This is a genomic window from Streptomyces sp. NPDC126510 (assembly GCF_040302345.1).
GTDB lineage: Bacteria > Actinomycetota > Actinomycetes > Streptomycetales > Streptomycetaceae > Streptomyces.
The window spans coordinates 24,580-44,874 of sequence record NZ_JBEORR010000033.1 but is presented as its reverse complement, the minus strand read 5'-3'; the positions used below and the strand labels follow the sequence as shown (position 1 = coordinate 44,874).

Annotated in this window: 14 protein-coding genes; 6 read left to right on the top strand and 8 right to left on the bottom strand. The window is 72.6% G+C overall.

Annotation, left to right across the window (positions count from 1 at the left end):
* Positions 1-99 precede the first annotated feature (99 nt).
* Positions 100-534, bottom strand: a complete 435-nt coding sequence (locus ABTX60_RS34535; protein WP_352100970.1) for a protease inhibitor — start codon at positions 532-534, stop codon at positions 100-102.
* A 326-nt stretch (positions 535-860) separates the two neighbouring features.
* Here ABTX60_RS34535 and abmR point away from each other — a divergent pair, with 326 nt between their 5' ends.
* The 3 genes from abmR (at position 861) to ABTX60_RS34520 (ending at position 3,430) form a co-directional block, all read left to right on the top strand.
* Positions 861-1,418 carry an ATP-binding transcription factor AbmR gene (abmR, locus tag ABTX60_RS34530; protein WP_352100969.1) on the top strand — a complete coding sequence of 186 codons (558 nt, stop codon included), beginning with the start codon at positions 861-863 and terminating at the stop codon, positions 1,416-1,418.
* A 61-nt stretch (positions 1,419-1,479) separates the two neighbouring features.
* The gene (locus tag ABTX60_RS34525) at positions 1,480-2,184 is read left to right on the top strand and encodes an alpha/beta fold hydrolase (RefSeq protein ID WP_352100968.1); all 705 of its coding nucleotides are present in this window, start codon (positions 1,480-1,482) and stop codon (positions 2,182-2,184) included.
* Between the two features lie 76 nt (positions 2,185-2,260).
* Positions 2,261-3,430: a lactate 2-monooxygenase gene (locus tag ABTX60_RS34520; protein WP_352100967.1), complete on the top strand. Its 1,170-nt coding sequence runs from the start codon at positions 2,261-2,263 to the stop codon at positions 3,428-3,430.
* 58 nt (positions 3,431-3,488) lie between these two features.
* On the opposite strand, the gene ABTX60_RS34515 is transcribed toward ABTX60_RS34520, so the two are convergent.
* The 3 genes from ABTX60_RS34515 to ABTX60_RS34505 form a co-directional block, all read right to left on the bottom strand.
* Positions 3,489-5,114, bottom strand: a complete 1,626-nt coding sequence (locus ABTX60_RS34515) for an RICIN domain-containing protein (RefSeq protein WP_352100966.1) — start codon at positions 5,112-5,114, stop codon at positions 3,489-3,491.
* A 328-nt stretch (positions 5,115-5,442) separates the two neighbouring features.
* A complete protein-coding gene (locus ABTX60_RS34510; RefSeq protein WP_031110699.1) occupies positions 5,443-5,820 on the bottom strand; it encodes a hypothetical protein in 378 nt (125 codons plus the stop codon).
* 3 nt (positions 5,821-5,823) lie between these two features.
* Positions 5,824-6,069 carry a hypothetical protein gene (locus ABTX60_RS34505; protein WP_030845137.1) on the bottom strand — a complete coding sequence of 82 codons (246 nt, stop codon included), beginning with the start codon at positions 6,067-6,069 and terminating at the stop codon, positions 5,824-5,826.
* A 175-nt stretch (positions 6,070-6,244) separates the two neighbouring features.
* On the opposite strand from ABTX60_RS34505, the gene ABTX60_RS34500 reads away from it, so the two are divergent.
* Positions 6,245-7,177 (top strand): sigma-70 family RNA polymerase sigma factor, encoded by a 933-nt coding sequence (locus ABTX60_RS34500; protein WP_352100965.1) that lies wholly within the window; start codon positions 6,245-6,247, stop codon positions 7,175-7,177.
* 48 nt (positions 7,178-7,225) lie between these two features.
* Here the strand turns inward: ABTX60_RS34500 and ABTX60_RS34495 are convergent, their stop codons facing one another.
* The 3 genes from ABTX60_RS34495 to ABTX60_RS34485 all read right to left on the bottom strand — a co-directional run bounded on the left by ABTX60_RS34495 (position 7,226) and on the right by ABTX60_RS34485 (position 13,582).
* The gene (locus tag ABTX60_RS34495; RefSeq protein WP_352100964.1) at positions 7,226-8,017 is read right to left on the bottom strand and encodes an alpha/beta fold hydrolase; all 792 of its coding nucleotides are present in this window, start codon (positions 8,015-8,017) and stop codon (positions 7,226-7,228) included.
* A gap of 76 nt (positions 8,018-8,093) precedes the next feature.
* Positions 8,094-10,337 carry a glycoside hydrolase family 9 protein gene (locus tag ABTX60_RS34490; RefSeq protein WP_352100963.1) on the bottom strand — a complete coding sequence of 748 codons (2,244 nt, stop codon included), beginning with the start codon at positions 10,335-10,337 and terminating at the stop codon, positions 8,094-8,096.
* Positions 10,338-10,486: 149 nt separating this feature from the next.
* Complete coding sequence (locus ABTX60_RS34485) at positions 10,487-13,582, bottom strand: glycoside hydrolase family 2 TIM barrel-domain containing protein (RefSeq protein WP_352100962.1); 3,096 nt, start codon at positions 13,580-13,582, stop codon at positions 10,487-10,489.
* A gap of 256 nt (positions 13,583-13,838) precedes the next feature.
* Between ABTX60_RS34485 and ABTX60_RS34480 the strand changes: the two genes are divergently transcribed.
* Together ABTX60_RS34480 and ABTX60_RS34475 are read left to right on the top strand one after the other, a co-directional pair.
* Positions 13,839-16,226: a SpoIIE family protein phosphatase gene (locus tag ABTX60_RS34480; protein ID WP_352100961.1), complete on the top strand. Its 2,388-nt coding sequence runs from the start codon at positions 13,839-13,841 to the stop codon at positions 16,224-16,226.
* Between the two features lie 233 nt (positions 16,227-16,459).
* On the top strand, positions 16,460-17,719 hold the full coding sequence (locus ABTX60_RS34475; protein WP_352101014.1) for an SLC13 family permease: 1,260 nt from the start codon (positions 16,460-16,462) through the stop codon (positions 17,717-17,719).
* 12 nt (positions 17,720-17,731) lie between these two features.
* Here ABTX60_RS34475 and ABTX60_RS43340 read toward each other — a convergent pair whose 3' ends face one another.
* The gene (locus tag ABTX60_RS43340; protein ID WP_502992458.1) at positions 17,732-20,290 is read right to left on the bottom strand and encodes an RICIN domain-containing protein; all 2,559 of its coding nucleotides are present in this window, start codon (positions 20,288-20,290) and stop codon (positions 17,732-17,734) included.
* Between the last annotated feature and the right edge of the window lie 5 nt (positions 20,291-20,295).

Below are 20,295 nucleotides of genomic sequence, written 5' to 3'. Positions count from 1 at the left end.
GCGAGATCGCGGCTCCTCGTGACAACGGCCCGGCTCCCCAGCCACGGCCCGCTGTGCTTCACGGTTCCAGCGCGATCCCGGTCTGTGGGCTCAGCCCTCTCAGAAGGAGAAGACGCCCGTCCCATGGGCGTTCTTCATGCAGTCGTTGGAGAAGGTGCGCTCGTAGGAGACGCGCTTGCCCTGCCACACGCCGTCGACGGTGACGACGACGGGGTCGTACTGCCTGGTGCACATCACGCCGTCCCTCGCGGTCAGGGCGTCGAAGTCGCCGCCCACGCCGCGCAGTTCCGCGCAGGCCGCCCCGGCCGCCGGGTGCGTGCCGGCGGCCGTCGGGGCACAGGTCAGAGTGACCGCGCGTTCCGGAGTCGCTGCGATCGCGCTCTCGCCGTGACCCACCGTGAGGACGAGGGCCGACGGGGCGTAGAGCGCGGTGGGGGCCTGACCCGGAGAGGCGAGCGCGGCCCCGGAGAGGGGTCCGCAGACGGCGGTGGCCGTCATGCCGATGGTCATGGCCCAGCGCGCGGTGGTCCGCATTGTGTGCATCCTTCCGCATCGATTACAGGGTGTGCCGTCCGGAGCTCGGTCGGTGCCCGGAGCGGCGAGCGCGAGTCTGCCGAGTCCGCAGCGGAAACACACATCGACCCCACGGGTTTCAGTAACCTTGCGTGTTGAATCAGTGGCGTGAAGTTACGGAATCGGAACGGGTGAAGCCCGTAACCGCACGGTTCCCGGGGGTGCGAAGCGGCCAGATGGCCGAATTCCGCGCGTTCGTTAATAGGCCTGAAACATTCCGATTCCGCTCTCGGCCGACTGCTTCGTGACCCCTTGTGTTCATGGACGGGTCGAGTAATCGTCATTACATGATTACCAACGAGCAGAGAGAGAAGCTCCGCGGCTGGTTCGCCGGCCGCCTGCCCGATGACCTCTTCGAGGAACTGACCGAGATCACGGTCGACCGCGAGGAGATCACCGTCATCGGCCGCATCCCCGCACCGCGGCTGGCCGGGGGCGCCCCGGCCACCGAACGGGACGCGGCCCTGGAGAGCCGGGCGCAGGAGTTCCGGGAGCGCACCCGTGAGGACCGGATGGCCGTGGCCCGGGAAGCCGAGCACCGGTTCGGCCGCAAGGTGTCCTGGGGTGTGGAGTGCGGCGGACGGCGGACGCTCTTCACACACGTCGCCGCGCCGGTCATGACGAGGCTGCGCCAGCCGGAACGCCAGGTACTCGACACCCTGATCGCCGGCGGCGTCGCCCGCAGCCGCAGCGACGCGCTCGCCTGGTGCGTGCGCCTGGTGCAGCGTCATACGGACGACTGGCTCGCCGAGTTGCGCGACTCGCTCGAACACGTGCAGCGCGTCCGGGCCCAGGGTCCGGACACCGAGCCGGACCACACCTCCGGCGCGGACGACCAGGAGTGACACAGGACCGACAGCCCGGCGTCCGAGCGGCGTTGTCGTACCCCTTGGTTACGTTGCCCGCATGAGCGACTTCGTGATGGTGGCAGGCACATGGCTCGGGGCGTGGGCATGGGACGAGGTGGCCGAGGAGCTGCGCGGCGCCGGGCACACGGTCCATGCGGTGACGCTGTCGGGCCTCGCCGAGCGGCGGAACACACAGCCGGCCGGGCAGCGGACGCACGTGCGGGACATCGTGGAGGAGGTGGAGCGCCTCGATCTGGGGGACGTCGTCCTGGTCGGGCACAGCTACGCGGGCATCCCGGTCGGGCAGGCCGCCGAGCGGATCGGCGACCGGCTGCGGCGCGTCGTGTTCGTCGACGGGAACGTGCCGGTGGACGGGGAGTCGTTCCTGTCGGGCTGGCCCAGTGACCACGTACGGCGGGCGATCGACGGCCACGACGGCCACGCCGGGTACTGGCCGCCGCTCGGCCCGGAGGACTACGCGGGGCAGGGGCTGACGGACCAGCAGATCGCCCGGATCGTGGGCGGCTCGACCCCGCACCCCGGCATGACGCTCACCGAGCCGGCCATCCTGGCGGGCCCCCTCGACGCGCTCCCGGCCACGTACGTGAAGTGTCTCCTCGACGGGGACGAGCCGATGCCGGCCGTGGCCGCCCTCCTGAAGAGCGACAGCTGGGAGCTGGTGACGCTGGACACCGGGCACTGGCCGATGTTCTCGCAGCCGAGCGCACTGGCCCGCGTCCTGCACGCGGCGGCCCGACCCTGATCCGCCGGGCCGCATACCGCTCGGTATCGTCGCCCGTACGGCGGTCTCGACGCGGAGACGAGAGGCGGGGCGTACGGTGGGCAAGCACTGGGCGGACTTCCAGTACGAGATCTATCTGCACGGGATGACGGGCGCCGTACCGCGGCTGCCCACCGACCTGACCCGGCTGGAGGAGCTCACCGAGCAGCGGCTCGGGCCCGGCCCCGTCGGTTATGTGGCGGGCAGCGCCGGCAACGGCAGTACGGCCCGCGCCAACCGGGCGGCCCTGGAGCGCCGCCGGATCGTGCCGCGCATGCTGCGGGACGTGCACGAGCGGGACCTGTCGGTCGAGGTGCTGGGCCGTGCCCTCCCGGCCCCGCTCGCCCTGGCCCCGGTCGGTGTGCTGTCGATCATGCACCCGGACGCCGAGTCCGCCGCGGCCCGGGCCGCGGCCGCGCAGGGCGTCCCGTACATCCTGTCGTCCGCGTCCAGCACGCCCATGGAGCAGGTCGCCGAGACGATGGGCGACGCCGAGCGCTGGTTCCAGCTGTACTGGCCGAAGGACCCGGAGGTGGCGCGCAGCTTCCTGAACCGGGCGAAGGCGGCCGGCTTCACCGCCCTGGTCGTCACGCTGGACACGCCGCTGCTGTCGTGGCGGCCGCGCGATCTCGACCAGGCCTATCTGCCGTTCCTGCACGGTGTGGGCACTGCCAACTACTTCTCGGACCCGGCGTTCCGGGCTGGTCTCGCGAGGCCGGTGCACGAGGATCCGAACGCGGCCGTGATGCACTTCGTCGGGATGTTCTCCGACCCGGCCAAGAGCTGGCCGGACCTGGCGTTCCTGCGGGCGAACTGGGACGGACCGATCGTCCTCAAGGGCGTCCTGCACCCGGACGACGCGCGCTTGGCCGCCGACGCCGGCATGGACGGTGTGGTCGTCTCCAACCACGGCGGCCGTCAGGTGGCCGGCGCCGTCGCGGCGGCCGACGCGCTCCCGCGCGTGGCCGAGGCGGTGGGTGACCGGCTCACCGTCCTCTTCGACAGCGGCGTCCGCACCGGCGACGACATCTTCAAGGCCCTCGCCCTCGGCGCCCGCGCGGTCCTCGTCGGCCGCCCCTACGTCTACGGCCTCGGTCTCGACGGCCGGTCCGGTGTCGAGCACGTCATCCGCTGCCTGCTCGCCGAACTCGACCTGACGCTCGCCCTGTCGGGCCATGCGACGCCGAGCACGATCGGCCCGGCCGACCTCGTCGAGGATCCGGCATGAGGGGTGGGCCGCGCGGCGCGTCCGCCGCGCGGCCCCGCTCAGGCCCCGGGGCCCGTCGTCACGCGGTCCGGCCGTCGGTCAGTGTCACCTGGCGGGCCGCCGGATCGTCCTGTTCCTCGATCGACAGGGAGCCGGACGTCGTCGGCAGGGGTTCGGCCTGCCATCGCTGGGCGTCGGAGGAGCGGTCGCGGACCTTGACGACGATGTCGGCGTCCGGGTCGTCGCCGGCGGGGGTGAGGGCCAGCTGCTCGTCCCAGCGGGGCAGCAACTCCCCCTGCACGGTGAGGTCGTAGCGCACGTCTGCGCCCCGCTCGGCATCCTCGTCGGCGCAGGTGCCGAGGACGACGACACCGGCGTCCTTGTGGGAGTCCAGGCACAGTCCGGGATCGGCGACGCTGCGCAGCAGCCCGTCGTCCTCGTAGGTCCACTGCTGGGTCCACACCGTCGAGCACTCCGCGAGTTTGATGCCCGAACCCTCCTTCGGCAGGTCGCGGATGTCGAGGCACAGATCGGCACCGGTGTTGCGCAGCCGCGTCACCCCCTGGGCCGCGGGCAGCCCGGCCTTGCCGGGTGGCGTCATCGAGGAGGAGCCCTTGCCGCCGGCGGCGCTGTCGGAGCCGGCCGGGTCGGCCTCCCCGCCGTCGTAGGACGACGCGCTGATGATGAGGATCGTCGCCAGCACGCCGGCCGACACCGCGCCGACGCCCGAGAGCAGTGCCCGCGAGGAGCGCAGCGCCTCCGGAACCCCTCGGACGGGCACGGGGAGCCGGGACAGCAGCCCGTACCGCCCGCCGCCCCGCCGTCCCCCGCCGCGCCGGTTCGTTCGAGCGCCCCGCGTGCCGTGGGCGGCACGTCCCGGGCGCGAGTCGAGGTAGCGGCGGGCGCCCCAGCCGAGCACCGCCTCGGCGATCAACGGCCCCAGCGGGCCCTCGAAATGGCTCAGTTGTTCTGCGGCGTTCCGGCAGTAGCGGCACTCGTCCAGGTGCTGCTGGACGTCCGGCAGGAGTGCGCCGCCCCGGCGGATCGGTACGTCGAGGAGGCGGTTGTAGAACCGGCAATCATGGGTCGGTGCGAGTTCGCGATGGGCCTGTACACAACCTCGACGGAATGTGTCCCGCGCCTGTTCGAGGGCCGCCGCCGCGATGTCGGTGTCCATGCCCAGCAGTCCGGCCGGGACGCTTAAAGGATCTGCTTCGACCTCGACGTGCCAGAGCAAACAGCGCGAGTCCGCGGGAAGTGCCTGGAATGCCCGCTCCGCGAGGGTTCGATTTTCGGGCGTCATGGACGTCGCCGCGCGCATCCCGCGCCCTCCGGCCGGTTTCTGCAAGGCGGGCAGAACGGCCGATATTCGATCGTCGGCGGACCACTCGCGGATCGTGTCGCGCACGGTCACCAGCAGCGCCGGGCGCAGCGCGACGGCGGACTCCCCGAACGCGAGGCGGTTGAGGGTCCGATGGAAGGCGGTCCCGGTCACCATCGCGGCGACCTGCGCCGACGAGGCGAGACAGATGACCGCGTAGTCGTGCACCGGCTGGTGGTGCCGCGCCATCAGCAGCGCCACGGAATGGGCGGCGACCTCGCCCTCCGGACTGCCTCTCAGTGGGGCGGCGAGTGATTCATCGGATTCCCCCGGATCCCCGCCGGGCGGGGGATACGGAGGACGAGGGGGGTGGGGGGTGGGCACTGAGATGGTTCCTTCCCACGCATGTGACACACAGACGTTCTGTCGCCGAAAAAGGAGGCCCGGTTGGTGCGTTCCTCTTTTGGCACAGCGCGGGAGGTGAGAATTCACCGACGGCGAATCGGACGCGGTCCACAAAGCACGTGCGACACCCGGCCATTCCCCCCGCACGCGCGTTTCACTCTTGCACAACCCCCACACGGCCAACAAGGCGCCCGGACAACATCCCCACCATTGACAGAAAGTCAGAAACGGGGAACGGATGCGCACGTATCGCACCTGTTTTCGACATTTTCCTGTGGCCTGTGAACCGGGCACCGGGCCCGCTTCCTCAGATCTGCCAGGAGCGCAGCCGGTCCGCGGCGCCGTAGACGTCGGTGGTGCCGGACAGCAGGTCGCGGGCGAGGTCGACGAGGGCGCCGTAGGGCGGGTCGATGCCGACGCCGCTGACGAACATGTACGCCACGGCGGTCGCGCAGGCGAAGCGGGCGTTGGCCGAGGGCAGTGGCCTGAGCACGGTGATGGTGTGCAGCAGCGCGGCGGCCCGCCAGGCCGGGTCGGAGTTCACCCCGAGGCGCGGCGGGTCGACGCGATGCCGGGCGACGGCGGCGACCAGCGCGGAGAAGTCGTTGACGGTGGGCTGGTCCGGCAGCACCTCTTCGTGGCGCTGCAGCAGCCAGGGCACGTCGATGTGGATCACGGGCGCCATGGGTCAGGCGGCCCGCCCTTCGCCCTTGGCGGGCGGCTCGTCGTCGGGGAACGCGGCGGCGAACTCGTCGGCGTGGGTGGCGAAGAACCGGCGGAAGGCTTCCGCGCCCTCCTGCAGGGCCCGATGGCGGGCTATGTCGGCCGCGGCCGCTTCCCGCACGAGCGCCTTCATGGACGTACCGCGCTCCTTGGCGATCTGCCTGAGGTCCTCAAGTTCGCGGTCGCTGAACTCCACGTTGAGAGCTGGCATGCCATCACGGTACCGCTCGGGTACTGACTCGTAAATATCCCCAGGTCAGGATGGTTTTCAGGTGGTACCACCGCAAGGGCCGACCTGAGATGTGAGTCACACCGGACCGTCCGATGTCACATTCCGGGCCCCTGTCCGGCTCGTAGGGGTGAGTACGTCCACGGGAGGCCCACGCATGACCCAGATCTCCGTACACCGCACCGACTCCCCGCTCGACGCGGCGACCGGGGTGTTCGTCGACCATCGCGAGCTGCTGTTCGGCGTCGTCTACAACATCCTCGGCAGCGTCGCCGACACCGAGGACGTCCTGCAGGAGACCTGGCTGTCCTGGACGGCCCGCGGCGGTGGTGCCCCCTTGGCCGGCGTCGGCCACCCGCGCGCCTATCTCGTCCGGGTGGCGGTCAACCACGCGCTGCGCCGCCGGGCCGTGATCAGCCGCCGGCAGGAGACCTACGTCGGCCCGTGGCTGCCCGAGCCCCTGGTCGCCCCGGAGGACACCGAGACCGCCGAGGCCCCGGCCCTGCGTTCCGAGTCGGTGTCACTGGCGATGCTGGTGGTCCTGGAGTCTTTGACACCGCTGGAGCGGGCCGTGTTCGTGCTGGGCGAGGTGTTCGGCTACCCGCATGCCGAGATCGCGGAGATCATCGACCGCTCCCCCGCCGCGGTACGCCAGCTGGCGCACCGGGCCCGGGAGCACGTGCACGCGCGACGGCCGCGGTACGAGGCGCATCCGCGGGTGCGGCGGGAGGCGACCGAGCGGTTCGTGAGGGCGGCGCTCGGCGGGGACATCGCGGAGCTGATGCAGGTCCTCGCGCCGGACGTCACGGCGTGGACCGACGCGGGCGGCAAGCGCCGGCGGGCCGGCCTGCGCCCGGTGCACGGCCGGGACAAGGTGGCCCGTCTGCTCAGCGCCGGACGGGGCGGCCCGGACCACCCGGTCTGGCGCTACCGGCGCGTCAACGGCGACGACGCGGCGGTGCTGTTCGACGGTGACGCGCCGTTCGCGGTCCTGGTCCTGGACCTCACCCCCCAGGGCGACCGGGTGCACGGCATCTACGTCGTGGCCAACCCCGACAAGCTCGCCCACCTGCCGAGGGCGGCCGAGTGAGCCCCCGGGCAGACGCATCGGGCGCGGGCGACGGGACCGCGCCGCCGGTCAGGAGTGGGCGCGGCAGAACTCCCGGACGGTCCGGTTGAACGGCTCCGGGGCCTCGATGTTGCTGAGGTGCCCGATGCCCGGGAGCACGACCAGAGTGGCCCGCGGGATCGCTTCGAGGAACTGGTGGGCCACGGACGCCACGGGTGAGCGGGTGTCGAGCTCGCCCCACAGCAGGAGCGTCGGTACCGCGATCCGCGGCAGCAGGTCCCGCTGATCGGCCTCGACCATGGCGGTGAGCTGGGTCCGCATGCTCTGGGGCCGGGTGTCGGCCGACATCACCGACAGCAGGCGTACGGCTTCGGCGGGCGGCTTCCCGGCGAACAGACCCGGCATGGTCGGTGCGAACGCCTCGGCCGGGACCGCGAGCATCCGCTCCGCCCCCTCGGCCCGGGAGCGCACCTCCGCCGCCGGCAGTGAGCCCTTCCAGCCCGCGTAGGTGTCGGCGAGCAGCAGCGTCCGGACGAGTTCTGCGTGGTGCCGGTAGAGCTCCAGGACGACGGTCCCGCCCCAGGAGGCGCCGAGGACGTGGGCGGGGCCGAGGTCCACGTCCTCGATGACGGCCGCGAGGCAGCGGGCGTAGTCCGCCAGTGTGAACGCGGGCGGGACGTCGGAGGAGCGCCCGGCGCCCGGCTCGTCCCAGGCGACGACGGTGAACTCGTCGGCCAGGTCCTCGGCCTGGGGGCGGAACAGCCGCGCGTCCGCCGTGGCGCCGTGCGCGAGCACGAGGGGCGGGCCCTGGCCCACCCGGTCGTACGCGACCTCGATGCCGTCGACCCGCACCGCTGGCATGACACCAGGCTACGCGCGCGTGCCGGAGGCGTCCTCCCGGCGGACTCCCCCGGCCCCGCGGCACCGCTGCCCGGCTCTACCCCTGGTCCGCCACGAAGGACGCCATGCGGGTCAGGGCGGCGTTCCAGTTGATCGTGTGCTCGTTGGTCGACCAGGACTGGATGTCGTCGATGTAACAGAACTGGCCGACGCATCCCTGGAGTTTGCTCTGTGCGTAGGGGTCTTGAATGCTCGAGTTCGGCCCGCCCGCGAGGGTGCCCTTCGGCGGGTTGGGCTGAGCGGGGTCGAGCTGGTGGGCGTACCAGCGGCTGTGCTGGTTCTGTGCGCTGACCTCGCCGTAGCCGGTGACGTAGGAGATGTTCAGCGCGTTGCGGCCCAGGATGTAGTCCATGCTCTGCAGCGCGCCGTCCCGGTACTTCGTGGCGCCGGTGATGTCGTACGCGGTGGCGAGGACGACGGCGTTGTTGAGGATCTGGTGGCTGGAGCCCCAGTCGTAGGTGTGGCCGTCGGGCGCGTACGGCATGCCGTAGGGGTGTGCCCTGAGGGTGGCCAGGTAGCGGTCGGCGCCCTTGACGACGGACCGGCGCACCGCGTCCCGGCCGGGCAGCCTGTTCGGCACGGTCGCCAGGTCCAGCCGCCCCGCCGGGCCGGTGCGGGCCCAGTCGAAGCCGATGGGCTTGAAGAGGTCCGCCGTGTGGACCGGGGATTTCAGGACGTACTCCTCGTACCGCTTCTCCCCGGTGGACAGGTACAGCTCGGCGGCCGCCCAGTAGAAGTCGTCGGTGACGTCGCTGTCGGGGTAGGCGCCGCCGCCGGTGCCGTCGCTCTCGGAGGCGTAGCGGTCGGGGTGCGCGAGCGCGGCCGCCCAGGCCTTGCGTGCGGCGGCCAGGGCCTTGTCGGCGAACGCCCTGTCGTAGGACCGGTACAGGCGGGCGGCCTGCGCGGCCGTGGCGGCCAGGTTCAGGGTGGCGGCGGTGGACGGCGGGTGCAGTTCGCGCTTCTGCGGGTCGTCGTGGGGCATCAGCGGCAGGCCGGTCCACTGCTCGTCGTGCATCTTGTGGTGGGCCATCCCGGCCAGTGGCCTGCCGTCGGGCACCTGCATCTTCAGCAGGAAGTCCAGTTCCCAGCGTGCCTCGTCGAGGATGTCCGGGACCTTGTTGCCGCTCTCCGGGATGGCGAGCGTGCCGTCCCGGAGCTTGTCCGCCTGCCCGGTGCGGGCGTGCCGGGCGCGTTCGTAGGTGCTGAGCAGCTCCCAGGTGGAGATGCCGCCGTTGACGACGTACTTGCCGTGGTCGCCGGCGTCGTACCAGCCGCCGCTGACGTCGAGGGTGTAGTCGCAGACGCCGGGCTGGCAGGGCACGGCGGTGTCGCCCTGGTTGGGCGCCACGCCCAGGTGTCCGGCGGGGCGGCCGTAACCGGGCCGCAGGTCGTCGCGTATCGCGAGGCCGCTGCGCTGGGTGTAGTAGTACTTCGCCGAGTCGAGGCGGAGCCGCTCGTAGGCGCTCGCGTCGATGTCGAAGGGGCGGCTGGTCTCGCCGTCGGCCACGAGTGTGAGGCCCGAGCCCTTCGTGCGGTAGGCGCCGAAGTCGATCGAGTGGACGTTCTGCCCGGAGGAGGCGTCGACGCCGCGTGGCAGGGTCGTGCCCTTGGCGACGACCCTCCCGCCGGAGTTCCTCAGCTGCCAGGGCAGCCTCGCCGTGGCGTCGGTGACCAGCGTGGCGTTCTTGGGCCCGGCCGGCAGGTAGCCGACCTGGTTGACGCGGACCCGGGGGCCTGTGTCGGGCTCGTACGGATCCGGCGCCACACCTCCGAGCAGCGAGACGTCGTCCATGCAGAAGCGCCAGGGATCCGCGCTGCCGCCGAGCTGGAAGCCCACCTGTCCCTGCGCGGTGTCGACGGGCGAGGTGAAGGTGTAGGAATAGCGGTCGCCGGAGACGCTGAGCTGCGGCGACACCTCGTGGTAGGTGTCGTAGGGCGACACCGACAGGCCCACGATCGCCCGCACCGCGTGCCCGGCGGGCGTCCCGGTCGCGCTGAAGGAGAAGCGGTACGTCTCCCCCTTCACGAGGGTGATGTCGTTCTGCCCGACGGCGGCGTCCCAGCGGTTGGTGGTACCGCCGGGGACGTCGGCGCAGAGCCGGCCGTCGGACAGGCCCGTGGTGACGTTGCTGGTCGTCCACCAGGGGGCGGTGCCGGTGTCGAAGGTGCCGTTCTCCACCTGCTCGACCTCGTCGGCCCCGGCCTGCGCCGACGGCAGCGCGGTGAGCGCGGTGGCCAGCAGGGCCGTCAGGGACAACAGGGCGGTTCTGCGTCGTTTCACGTCTGGGCTCCTCCGGGGGGTGCGGGTGGCGCTCGGCGTGGGAGCGCTCCCAGATGCGGACGCCTGCCATGGTTGTGGCAGAAGTGACGCCCCGTCAACGGTCCGGACACGACCCGCCGTTCGGCGCGTCCGGACCGTGGCGCCGGGGCTCAGGCGGCCGGGGTGTCCAGCCGGGTGATGCGGATCGCCCCCCTGGGCTCGCCTGGGTGGCGGCTCGTCAGGGCGAGCCGGACACGGGAGCCGCGGACGGCCTTGAAGGTGATCACGGTGGGTGCGTCGGAGGCGGTCGCCCAGTCGATCTCGGTGTCCCGCGCGGCCTGCCACGAGCGGCCGTCCCACACCGCCACCTCGATCGTGGCGGGCAGGCTGTGGGCGGCGTCCACGGTGAAGGAGACGTCCACCCGGTCGAAGCCGCGGGTGCGCCCGTGGTCGACCGAGACCCAGTCCCCGGCCCGCGCGCCGTCGAAGGCCGGAAGCAGAGCCGTGGCCTCCTTGAAGAAACCGTTGGACCATCCGGTGGCCGGGTCGCCGTCGAGCATGGCGGCGGGGAGGGTGTCCGGACGGCCGGAGTAGCTCGCGTCCGCGTGCGGGTGGCCGACGGGGGCCGGGTGCGCGGGCTCGAAGGCCGGCGGCGCGGTCTCGACCCGGTCCCCGGCCCGGGTGGCCCGCACGGTCGCCGTGCCCGCGCGCAGCCCCTCGGCGCGGGCGGTCGTCTTCACCGTGCCGGCCTTCGTACCGGACCGGACGATGGCGAGGGCCTTGCCGTGGAAGGCGGTCCGGGTGCTCGCCTGATAGCGCTCGGCGCTCTCCTGGCGGCCGTTGTCGAGCCCGGCGAGGGAGCCGCCCGTCACGGCGAAGGAGAGCAGGTGCTCCGCGTCCGGCACCACCACCCCGTGCCGGTCGACGACCTCGGCGGTCACGAAGACCAGGGAGCGGCCGTCCGCGGCGACGGACTCACGGTCCGCGGTCAGGCGTATCGCGTGCGGATCGCCCGCGGTGCGCACCACGTCGGTGGCGACCACCCTGCCGCCCCGCCGTGCGACGGCCTTCAGCTCGCCCGGTTCGAAGGGAACCCGCCAGGTCAGGTGGAGCTTGCCGGCGCTGCCGTTGGGGCTGGTGTAGCTGCCGGGGTGGGGGCCGTCGGTGAAGGTCTTGTCGTCACCGGTCTCCTCGGTCGTCTCCAGGTACGCGCGGCCGTCGGCGGTCTTCTTGGTGTCGAACCGCCGGACGCCGAGAGACCTGCCGTTGAGGTACAACTCGACGGTGTCGACGTTCGCGTACGCCCAGACCTCGACCGTGTCGCCCTTGTCGTGGTTCCAGGTCGTCGGCAGCAGGTGGACCATCGGCTCACTGGTCCACTGGCTGCGGAACAGGTGGTACATGTCCTTCGGGAAGCCCGCCGTGTCGACCGCCCCGAAGAAGGACGCCTTGACCGGGAACACGTCGTAGGGCGTGGGTTCACCGATGTAGTCGATGCCCGACCAGAGGAACTGCCCGGCGAACCACTTGCGGTCCCGGTCCTTCTTGTGGCCGTACTCGCCGCTCATGGTCCAGGACGCGAGGTTGTTGTCGTAGGAGGAGGTCGCGCGTCTGCCCGGGGTGTGGTTCTCGCCCGTGTTGAGATGCTCGGGCTCCTGGTAGGCGCCGCGGGTGGAGGTCTCCGAGGAGGACTCGGACTCGAAGAGGAACAGGTGCGGGTAGGCCGCGTGCAGCTGGTCCACCGACTTGGCGGTGTTGTAGTTGAGGCCGAGACCGTCCAGTTTGGCCAGCATCAGGTCGGCCGCGGAGCCCTTGGCGGGCAGGCGGCGGTACTTGTCGGAGCCGATGACGAGCGGGCGGGTGTCGTCGGCGGCCCTGATCGCCCCGATGATTCGGTCGGCCATGGCCAGACCCGCGCTGGAGGTGGAGTCGGGGACCTCGTTGCCGATGGACCAGGCCAGCACGGCGGGTGAGTTGCGGGCCGCCAGCACCATCTCGGTGGCGTCCTTCTCGCACCACTCGTCGAAGAAGCGGCCGTAGTCGTACCGGTTCTTTCCGGTGCGCCAGCAGTCGAACGCCTCCACCAGCAGGACGACGCCGAGCTCCTCGCAGACCTGGATCACCTCGGGCGCGGGCGGGTTGTGGGAGGTGCGCAGGGCGTTGACACCCATGGAGCGCATGATCTCCAGCTGCCGCCGGACGGCGTCGATGCTGACGGCGGCGCCGAGTGCGCCCAGGTCGTGGTGGAGGTCGACGCCCTTGATCTTGTGGTGGGTGCCGTTGAGGAAGAAGCCTTCGTCCGGATCGAAGCGGAAGGTGCGGAAGCCGAAGACCGTGCGGTAGGTGTCGCTGGTCCGGCCGCCGACGCGCAGTTCGGTGTGCAGGGTGTACCGGTGCGGTGTCGTGAAGTCCCACAACTCCGGTTTCTTGACCGTCAGTTCGTGACTCTCGGTGTGATTGCCGGTGACGGCCGGGGTGGTGGAACTACGCGCGACCGTCCGGCCCCTGCGGTCGGTGATCCGGGAGACGACCTCGACGTCCGCCTCCTCGCCGGAGGCGTTGACGACGGAGGTGGCCACCCGTACGACGGCACGCTCGACGGAGATCTCGGGTGTGGTGACGCGGGTGCCCCAGCGGGCCACGTGTACCGGCTCGGTGATCACCAGGCGGGCCTCGCGGTAGATGCCACTGCCCGAGTACCAGCGGCTGCTGGGGAGCCGGTTGCGGACCTCGACGGCGATCACGTTCTCGGTGGTGCCGTCGGTGTGCACCAGATCGGTGAGGTCGAGGGCGAAGCCGGTGTAGCCGTAGGGGTGGCGGCCGACCTCCGTGCCGTTGCAGTAGACGGTGGAGTCCATGTAGACGCCGTCGAACTCCACCGAGACGCAGCTGCCGGCGAGGGTGGGCGGCAGGGTGAAGGCCAGGCGGTACCAGCCCAGGCCGCCTGGCAGGAAGCCGGTGCCGCTGGTGGTGCCGTGCTCGGTGGTGGGGGTCTGCTCGATGCTCCAGTCGTGCGGGACGGCCGTCTCGCGCCATCCGGAGTCGTCGTAGCCGGGTAGGCGGGCGTCCGCGTAGGCGCCGGTCGGGTCGGTGACGCCGCCCGGGTTCACCAGCGCGAAACGCCAGCCGTCGCGCAGTGCGACGGTCCGGCGGCCGGGCGCGCCGCGGGCCTCCCCGGCGGCCCACACCTCCGGGGCACCGGGCAGCGCTCCGGCCGCGGGCGCGGCCGCGGAGGCGAGCAGGACCGATCTGCGCGTGACCGACATGGAACTCTCCCTCACGAGGGCCCAGAAGTACTCACAACTGATCGTGAACAAACAGATTCTGTCGAGGTGTCATACCCGGACGTCAAGGGTGCGGCGGGGTGCTTCTGCCCCGGCGATCACTTCGGCCGGATGTGCCCCTCGGCCCCTGCCGGGCAGGCGGCACCGGGGTTACCGGTCCACGCGGGGCGCCTACGGACTACGCTGGAACTCAACTGACTTCCCTGTTCACTGTGAGTGTCCGTATGGAGTCGCGACGATGAGTCCGGACGAGCCGTTCGACGATGGCGTGGCCGCCCGTGCCGTCATCGCCGTCGACGGCACGCTCACCGAGTGGAGCGAGGGCGCGCGCCGCCTGCTGGGGCACACGGCCGACGAGGTCGTGGGCCGCCCGGCCGCCGCGCTGCTGGCCGACGGCGCGGAGCCGCCGTCCGTGCCGGACGACTCCCGCTGGAGCGGCACACTCACCCTCCGCCACCGCGACGGCCATCCGGTGTCCCTGTGGGTGCTCGCCCACCGCAGACCGCCCGACGGAGCCGAGGCGATCGATTGGCTGGCGGTGTCCCCGCCGGAGGCCGCCGACCAGGGGCTTCCGGACGACCCGCTGGTGCGCATGGCCCTGACGCAGTCGCCCTGCGCCACGATGATCTTCGACGAACGGCTGCGGCTGCGCGGCCTCAACGAGGCCATGGCGGACCTCCTGGGACTGCCCGCCGGGCGGATGCTGGGCCTGAAGCCCACCGACATCGGCAGCCGGCCACCGAACGCCGAGCTCGAGGAGAATCTGCGCCGGGTGCTGCGGACCGGCCGGCGGCAGGACATGCAGACGTACATGAAGGCGACCGGCGAGAGCCGGGCGGCACACGCCTGGCTGGCCAGGATGGCACCGCTCACCGACGGCACCGGCCAGGTGCGCGGCGTGTGCGTGACGGCCCACGACTTCTCCGACCAGTACCGGTCACGGGAGCGGCTGCAGCTGGTCAACGAGGCGAGCGTGCGCATCGGCACCACCCTCGACGTCACCCGCACGGCCCAGGAGCTGGCGGACGTGTGCGTGCCGGCGCTCGCCGACTTCGTCAGCGTCGACCTGCTCGATCCGCAGGAGCAGGGCGGCGAGTTCGCCGGGCCGCCGATTCCGCCGCTGAGTCTGCGCCGGTCCGCCCACCAGTCGGTCAACAAGGGCAGCCCGGAGGCCGTCGCCGAGCCGGGGCAGGTGGACGTCTACCCGGAGAACTCCCCACAGTCCGCCTCCCTGGTCGCCGGGCACACGGTCGTGGCCTCGGGCGCGTCGGGCGACCTGGAGCGGTGGCTGGCCTGGGACCCGGTGCGTTTCCAGCGGATACAGGAACTCGGCATCCACTCCACGATGTCCGTCCCGCTCCAGGCCCGGGGAACGACCCTCGGCGTGGCGGTCTTCACCCGCTTCCGGCGCGCCGAGGCGTTCACCCCCGACGACGTGCTCCTGGCCGAGGAGGTCACGGCCCGGGCCGCGGTCTGCATCGACAACGCGCGCCGCTACTCCCGTGAGCGCGAGACCACCCTCACACTCCAGCGCAGCCTGCTGCCGCGCACCCTGCCGCGCACCGCGGCGGTGGAGGCGGCCTCCCGCTATCTGCCGGCCACCCGCTCCGGCGTGGGCGGCGACTGGTTCGACGTGATCCCGCTGTCGGGGATGCGGGTCGCCATGATCGTGGGCGACGTCGTCGGCCACGGCATCCAGGCCTCGGCCACCATGGGCCGGCTGCGCACCGCCGTCCGTACGCTCGCCGACATCGACCTGGCACCCGACGAACTGCTCACGCACCTCGACGACCTCGTCGTCCGGCTGTCGGAGGAGTCCGGCGGGGACGACGGCACCGGAGAGGTGGGCGCGACCTGCCTGTACGCGGTGTACGACCCGGTTTCACGGCGCTGCACCCTGGCCCGGGCCGGGCACCCCCTGCCCCTGCTGGTGCCGCCGGACGGCCCGGCGCGACAGCTCGATCTGCCCTCGGGGCCTCCGCTGGGTGTCGGGGGGCTGCCGTTCGAGGCCGCCGAGGTGGAGCTGCGCGAGGGCAGCGTCCTGGTCTTCCACACGGACGGGCTGCTCGTGAGCCGTGAGCGGGACGTCGACACGAGCGGCCGGATGCTCCGCGAGGCCCTGTCGGCTTCCTCCGGCTCCCTGGACGAGACCTGTGACCGCGTGCTGAACACCCTCCTCCCGCCGGGCGGCTCCAGCGACGACGTGGCCCTGCTGCTGGCCCGCACCCGCGGCCTGCCGTCCGCCCAGGTGGCCACCTGGGACATTCCCGCCGACCCGGCACTGGTGGCCCCCATCCGCAAGCAGGTCGTCGACCAGCTGGAACGCTGGGGACTGCTCGAAGCCACGTTCACCGCCGAGCTGGTGGTGAGCGAGCTGGTCACCAACGCCATCCGCTACGGCGCCCCGCCCATCCGGCTCCGGCTGATCCATGACGCGGCCACCCTGATCTGCGAGGTGTCCGACACCAACCACACGGCACCGCACCTGCGCCGGGCGAAGACCTGGGACGAGGGTGGCCGCGGTCTGCTCCTGGTCGCCCAGCTCACCCAGCGGTGGGGCAGCAGGCACACCGGCGAGGGGAAGACGATCTGGGCGGAGCTGGCCCTGCTCGGCGACGAGCTCTGAGCCCACGCTCTGAAGCCCCCCCGGACGATCAGGGCGGAGCCGGTCCGATCGACGGCGGTGTCCGCGGGCACGCTCCGCACCGGCAGGCGGGCGGCCGGCGCCGGGCGGCGGGCTCTCACGGTCTTCGCGAAGGGCCGCGGGCCCGGCCACGGCGGCGGGCCCGCGGAGGTTCTCTTACCAGCGCCTGGTTTCATGGGCGGGCACGACCAGATCACGCTCCGGAGGACCCCGCCCTGAACACCCCGCTCGCCGAAGTCCTGTCCGTGACGCTGCTGGCCGCCGTGCTCATCTGGGCCGTCGCCCGTCCGAAGGGCCTGCCCGAGGCCGTGCTGGCCGTGCCCGCCGCCGGGCTCGCCATCGCCCTCGGGGTGATCTCGCCGGAGCACGCCTGGGAGGAGATCCAGCGGCTCGGGCCCGTGGTCGGTTTCCTCGCCGCCGTGCTGGTGCTCGCCCACTTCTGCGACGTCGAAGGGCTCTTCACCGCCTGCGGAGCGTGGATGGCCCGCTGGGCCGCGGGTCGCCCCACACGGCTGCTGACCGCGGTGTTCGCGCTGGCCTCCGTCATCACGGCCGTCCTCAGTCTGGACGCCACGGTCGTCCTGCTGACTCCGGTGGTGCTCGCCACCGCCACCCGGATGGGCGTGCGGGCACGACCGCACCTGTACGCGTGCGCCCATCTGTCGAACACCGCCTCGCTGCTGCTGCCGGTCTCCAACTTGACCAATCTGCTGGCCTTCACCGCGAGCGGACTGAGCTTCACCCGCTTCGCGGCCCTGATGACACTGCCCTGGCTGGTCGCCATCGCCGCCGAGTACCTGGTGTTCCGCCGCTTCTTCGACGACGAACTCACGGCGCCCCTGCCCTCCCCCGATCCCGCCCCTCGTCCCGAACCGCTCCCACTGTTCGCCCTCGTCACCGTCGGCTGCACACTCGCCGGGTTCGTCGTGGCCTCCGCCGTGGGGATCGCGCCGGCCTGGGCCGCGACCGCCGGTGCGCTGGTGCTGGCCGGGCGGGCGCTGGTGCGACGCCGGGTCACGCCGCTCACGGTGGTGCGGTCGGCGCAGCCGGCGTTCCTGGCGTTCGTGCTCGCGCTCGGCGTCGTCGTGCGCGCGGTCGTCGACCACGGGCTCGCCGACGCGCTCCGGCACGTCCTGCCCGACGGCTCGGGGCTGCTCACCCTGCTGGGCGTGGCCGCGCTGGCCGCCGTCCTGGCGAACCTCATCAACAACCTGCCCGCGGTGCTGGTGCTGCTGCCCCTGACCGCCGGGTCCGGTCCCGGTGCCGTGCTGGCGGTGCTGCTCGGTGTGAACATCGGCCCCAACCTGACCTACGCCGGATCGCTGGCGACCCTGCTGTGGCGGCGGATCGTCCAGCAGGGCGGGCACCGGGTCGGGCTCGGCGAGTTCACCCGGCTCGGGCTGCTCGCCGTACCGGCCGCGCTGGTGTCGGCCGTGGCCGCCCTGTGGCTGTCACTGACCGTCGTCGGCGCCTGAGCCCACGTCCGGTCAGCGGCGGCCGCCCCCGCCGTGGCCGTACCCGTACCCGGGGTAGCCGTCGCCAGGGTTGCCGTACCGGCCGTCGGAGTCGCAGTAGTAGCCGAAGCGGTCGCAGGACGCGTCGGTGGCGGCCGGACTGCTCGGCGTCGGCTCCGGGGCCGAGGAGGCCGGGGAGGGGGTCGGTGTGGGCTCGGGTGTCTTCGACGGCGCGGGAGTGGGGGACGGTGCGGGTGCGGAGCGGACTGCCGGAACGCCGGCGTTCCAGTTGACGGCCTGCATCTGGAGGTCGGCCTTGGAGGTGTCGATCACCCAGCGCTGGACCTCGTCGTCCGTGCGGGCCTTGAGGACCAGGGCTCCCGAGCCGTCGGTCGCGGCGGGCGCCAGGGCGAGGTCCTGGTCCCAGCGGGGCACCAGGGCGCCCTGCAGGGTGAAGTCGTAGCGGATGTTCTTCGGGTCCGGCCGGGCGGCGCCCGCGCAGGGGGCCAGCCGGACCGCGTAGCCGAGCTGCGAGTCCAGGCACAGGTCCGGCGCGGCGCCGTTGCGCAGGAGTCCGTCCGTCTCGTACGTCCACTGCTGGGCGGCGTCCGCGGAGCAGGTCGTCAGCTCGGCCTCCGCGCCCTCGACGGCCTTCTTGCCGTCGAGGCCGACGCACAGGTCCGATGCGACGTTGTGCAGCCGGCCGCGCAGGGCACCCTGCCGTGCTTCGCCCGCGCCGGTCCGGGACGGATCGGTGCTGCCCTCGCCGGCGTCCGGGTCGGGTGCCTCGCCGGCGGGGCGGCCCGCGCCGGCCGGGGCGCTGTCGCCGGAGTCGCCGGTGGACCACAGGACCAGCGGCAGCACCACGAGGCCGCTGACGGTCAGGATGCCCGCGGTGAGATTGCGCCGCCGGGCGAGACGGCGGGCCGCCCTCTGGGCGGACCTGGCCGACCTTCGGGCGGCGCTTCGCGAGCCTTCGCGCCGGTGGGCCGGGGTCACGGTGGCAGTCGGCAGGGAGCGGCCCGCGCCGGCCGGAGCCTGTGCCGTTTCCCCGGCCGGGTCGCCGCTCTCGGCCCCGGGAAGGGACGGCGGTACGACCGCCGGGCCGCCCGGCTCGGTGAACGACTCCCCGACCGCGCCGGCGAGGGCGACCGGGTCCGGGAAGACCTCACGCCCCTCGCCGGCCGGCCCGGGAACTGCGTCACGCGCCGCACGCGGCGGGGCAGAGAACACCTCACCCGCAGTGCCACCCGGGTCGGAAAAGCCGTCGCGCGCCCCACCGGCCGAACCCGCAAGACCCTCGCGCGCCCCACCGGCCGAACCCGCAAGACCCTCGCGCGCCACACCGGCCGGATCCGCAAGGCCCTCGCGCGCCACACGGGCCGGATCCGTCAAGCCCTTGCGCGCCGCACGGGGATTGATCAAGCCCTTGCGTGCCGCGCGGGCCGGACCCGGCAACCCCCTGCGCGCCGCACGCGGCGGAGCCGGAAAGTTCTCGCGCGTCTCATCCGTGGGCCCCGGGAAGCCCTCACGCGCCTCACCCGTCGGCCCCGGGTAAGCCTCGCGAGCCGCACGGACCGGGTCCGGGATGATCTCGTACGCCATGCCGTGCGGCTCCGGGAAGACCTCGCGGGCCAGGGCCACCGGATCCGGGAACAGCTCGCGCGCCACGCCGGCCAGGGGCCCGGTGGCGGCCGCACCGGCCACTCCCCCGGGCCGCTCGCGCTCCGCGGCACGCCCACCCCCGGCGTGGTCCCCCTCCTCCCTGATCCGGCTCTCCGCGTAGCCCCGTCCGCCCCAGCCCAGCACCCCTTCCGACAGGGCGACACCGAGGCCGTGGTTGAACTGGTCGAGCTGGTCCGCGGCGACGCTGCAGTGCCCGCAGCCCTCGATATGCGCGCGTAGATCGGGGTCGATGTCGAGACCCCCACGCCGGTACGTCACGTCGAGCAGGCGCAGATAGCGCCGGCACTCCTCGTCGGGGGCGAGTTCGCGGTGGAGCTGGAGGCACTCCTCGCGCAGCCGGTCCCGGGCCCGCTCCAGTTCGACGCGCGCGCCCTCCTCGTCCAGGCCGAGCAACGCGGCCGGGGAGGCCGGCGGTTCGGCCTCGACCTCGACGTGCCACAGCAGGCAGCGGGCGGACTGGGGAAGCCGCTGGAACGCCCCGGACAGCAGACGCCGGTGCCGCGACGGCAGCAGACGGGAGGCGGGCCGCTCCCCCTCGCCGGTACCGGCCAGCAGCTCCGGGTGGAGCATGTCGCACCGGTGGTCGCCCGCCCACTCGGCCGCGATCCGCCGCACGGTGAGGAGCAGATGGGACCGCCACGCGGAGGTCGGGCCGTTCTGCCGGAGGGTCTCGCCGAAGAGCCGGGTGAAAGCCGCGGTGGTGAGCATGCCCGCGGAGCGCGGACCGTCGGTGCACAGCCGGGCGTAGGCGAAGGCCGCCTCCCAGTGCCGGTCCAGCAGTTCGCCGACGGGATGGAGGGCGGGGGTCGCCCCGGTCCACTTCCTGAGCTCCGCGCTCAGTTGCTCGTCCGTCGCGCCGAACCCGCGGGCCGAGGCCGGGGAATTCGACGGGCCTGCGTCTTTCACGGCTG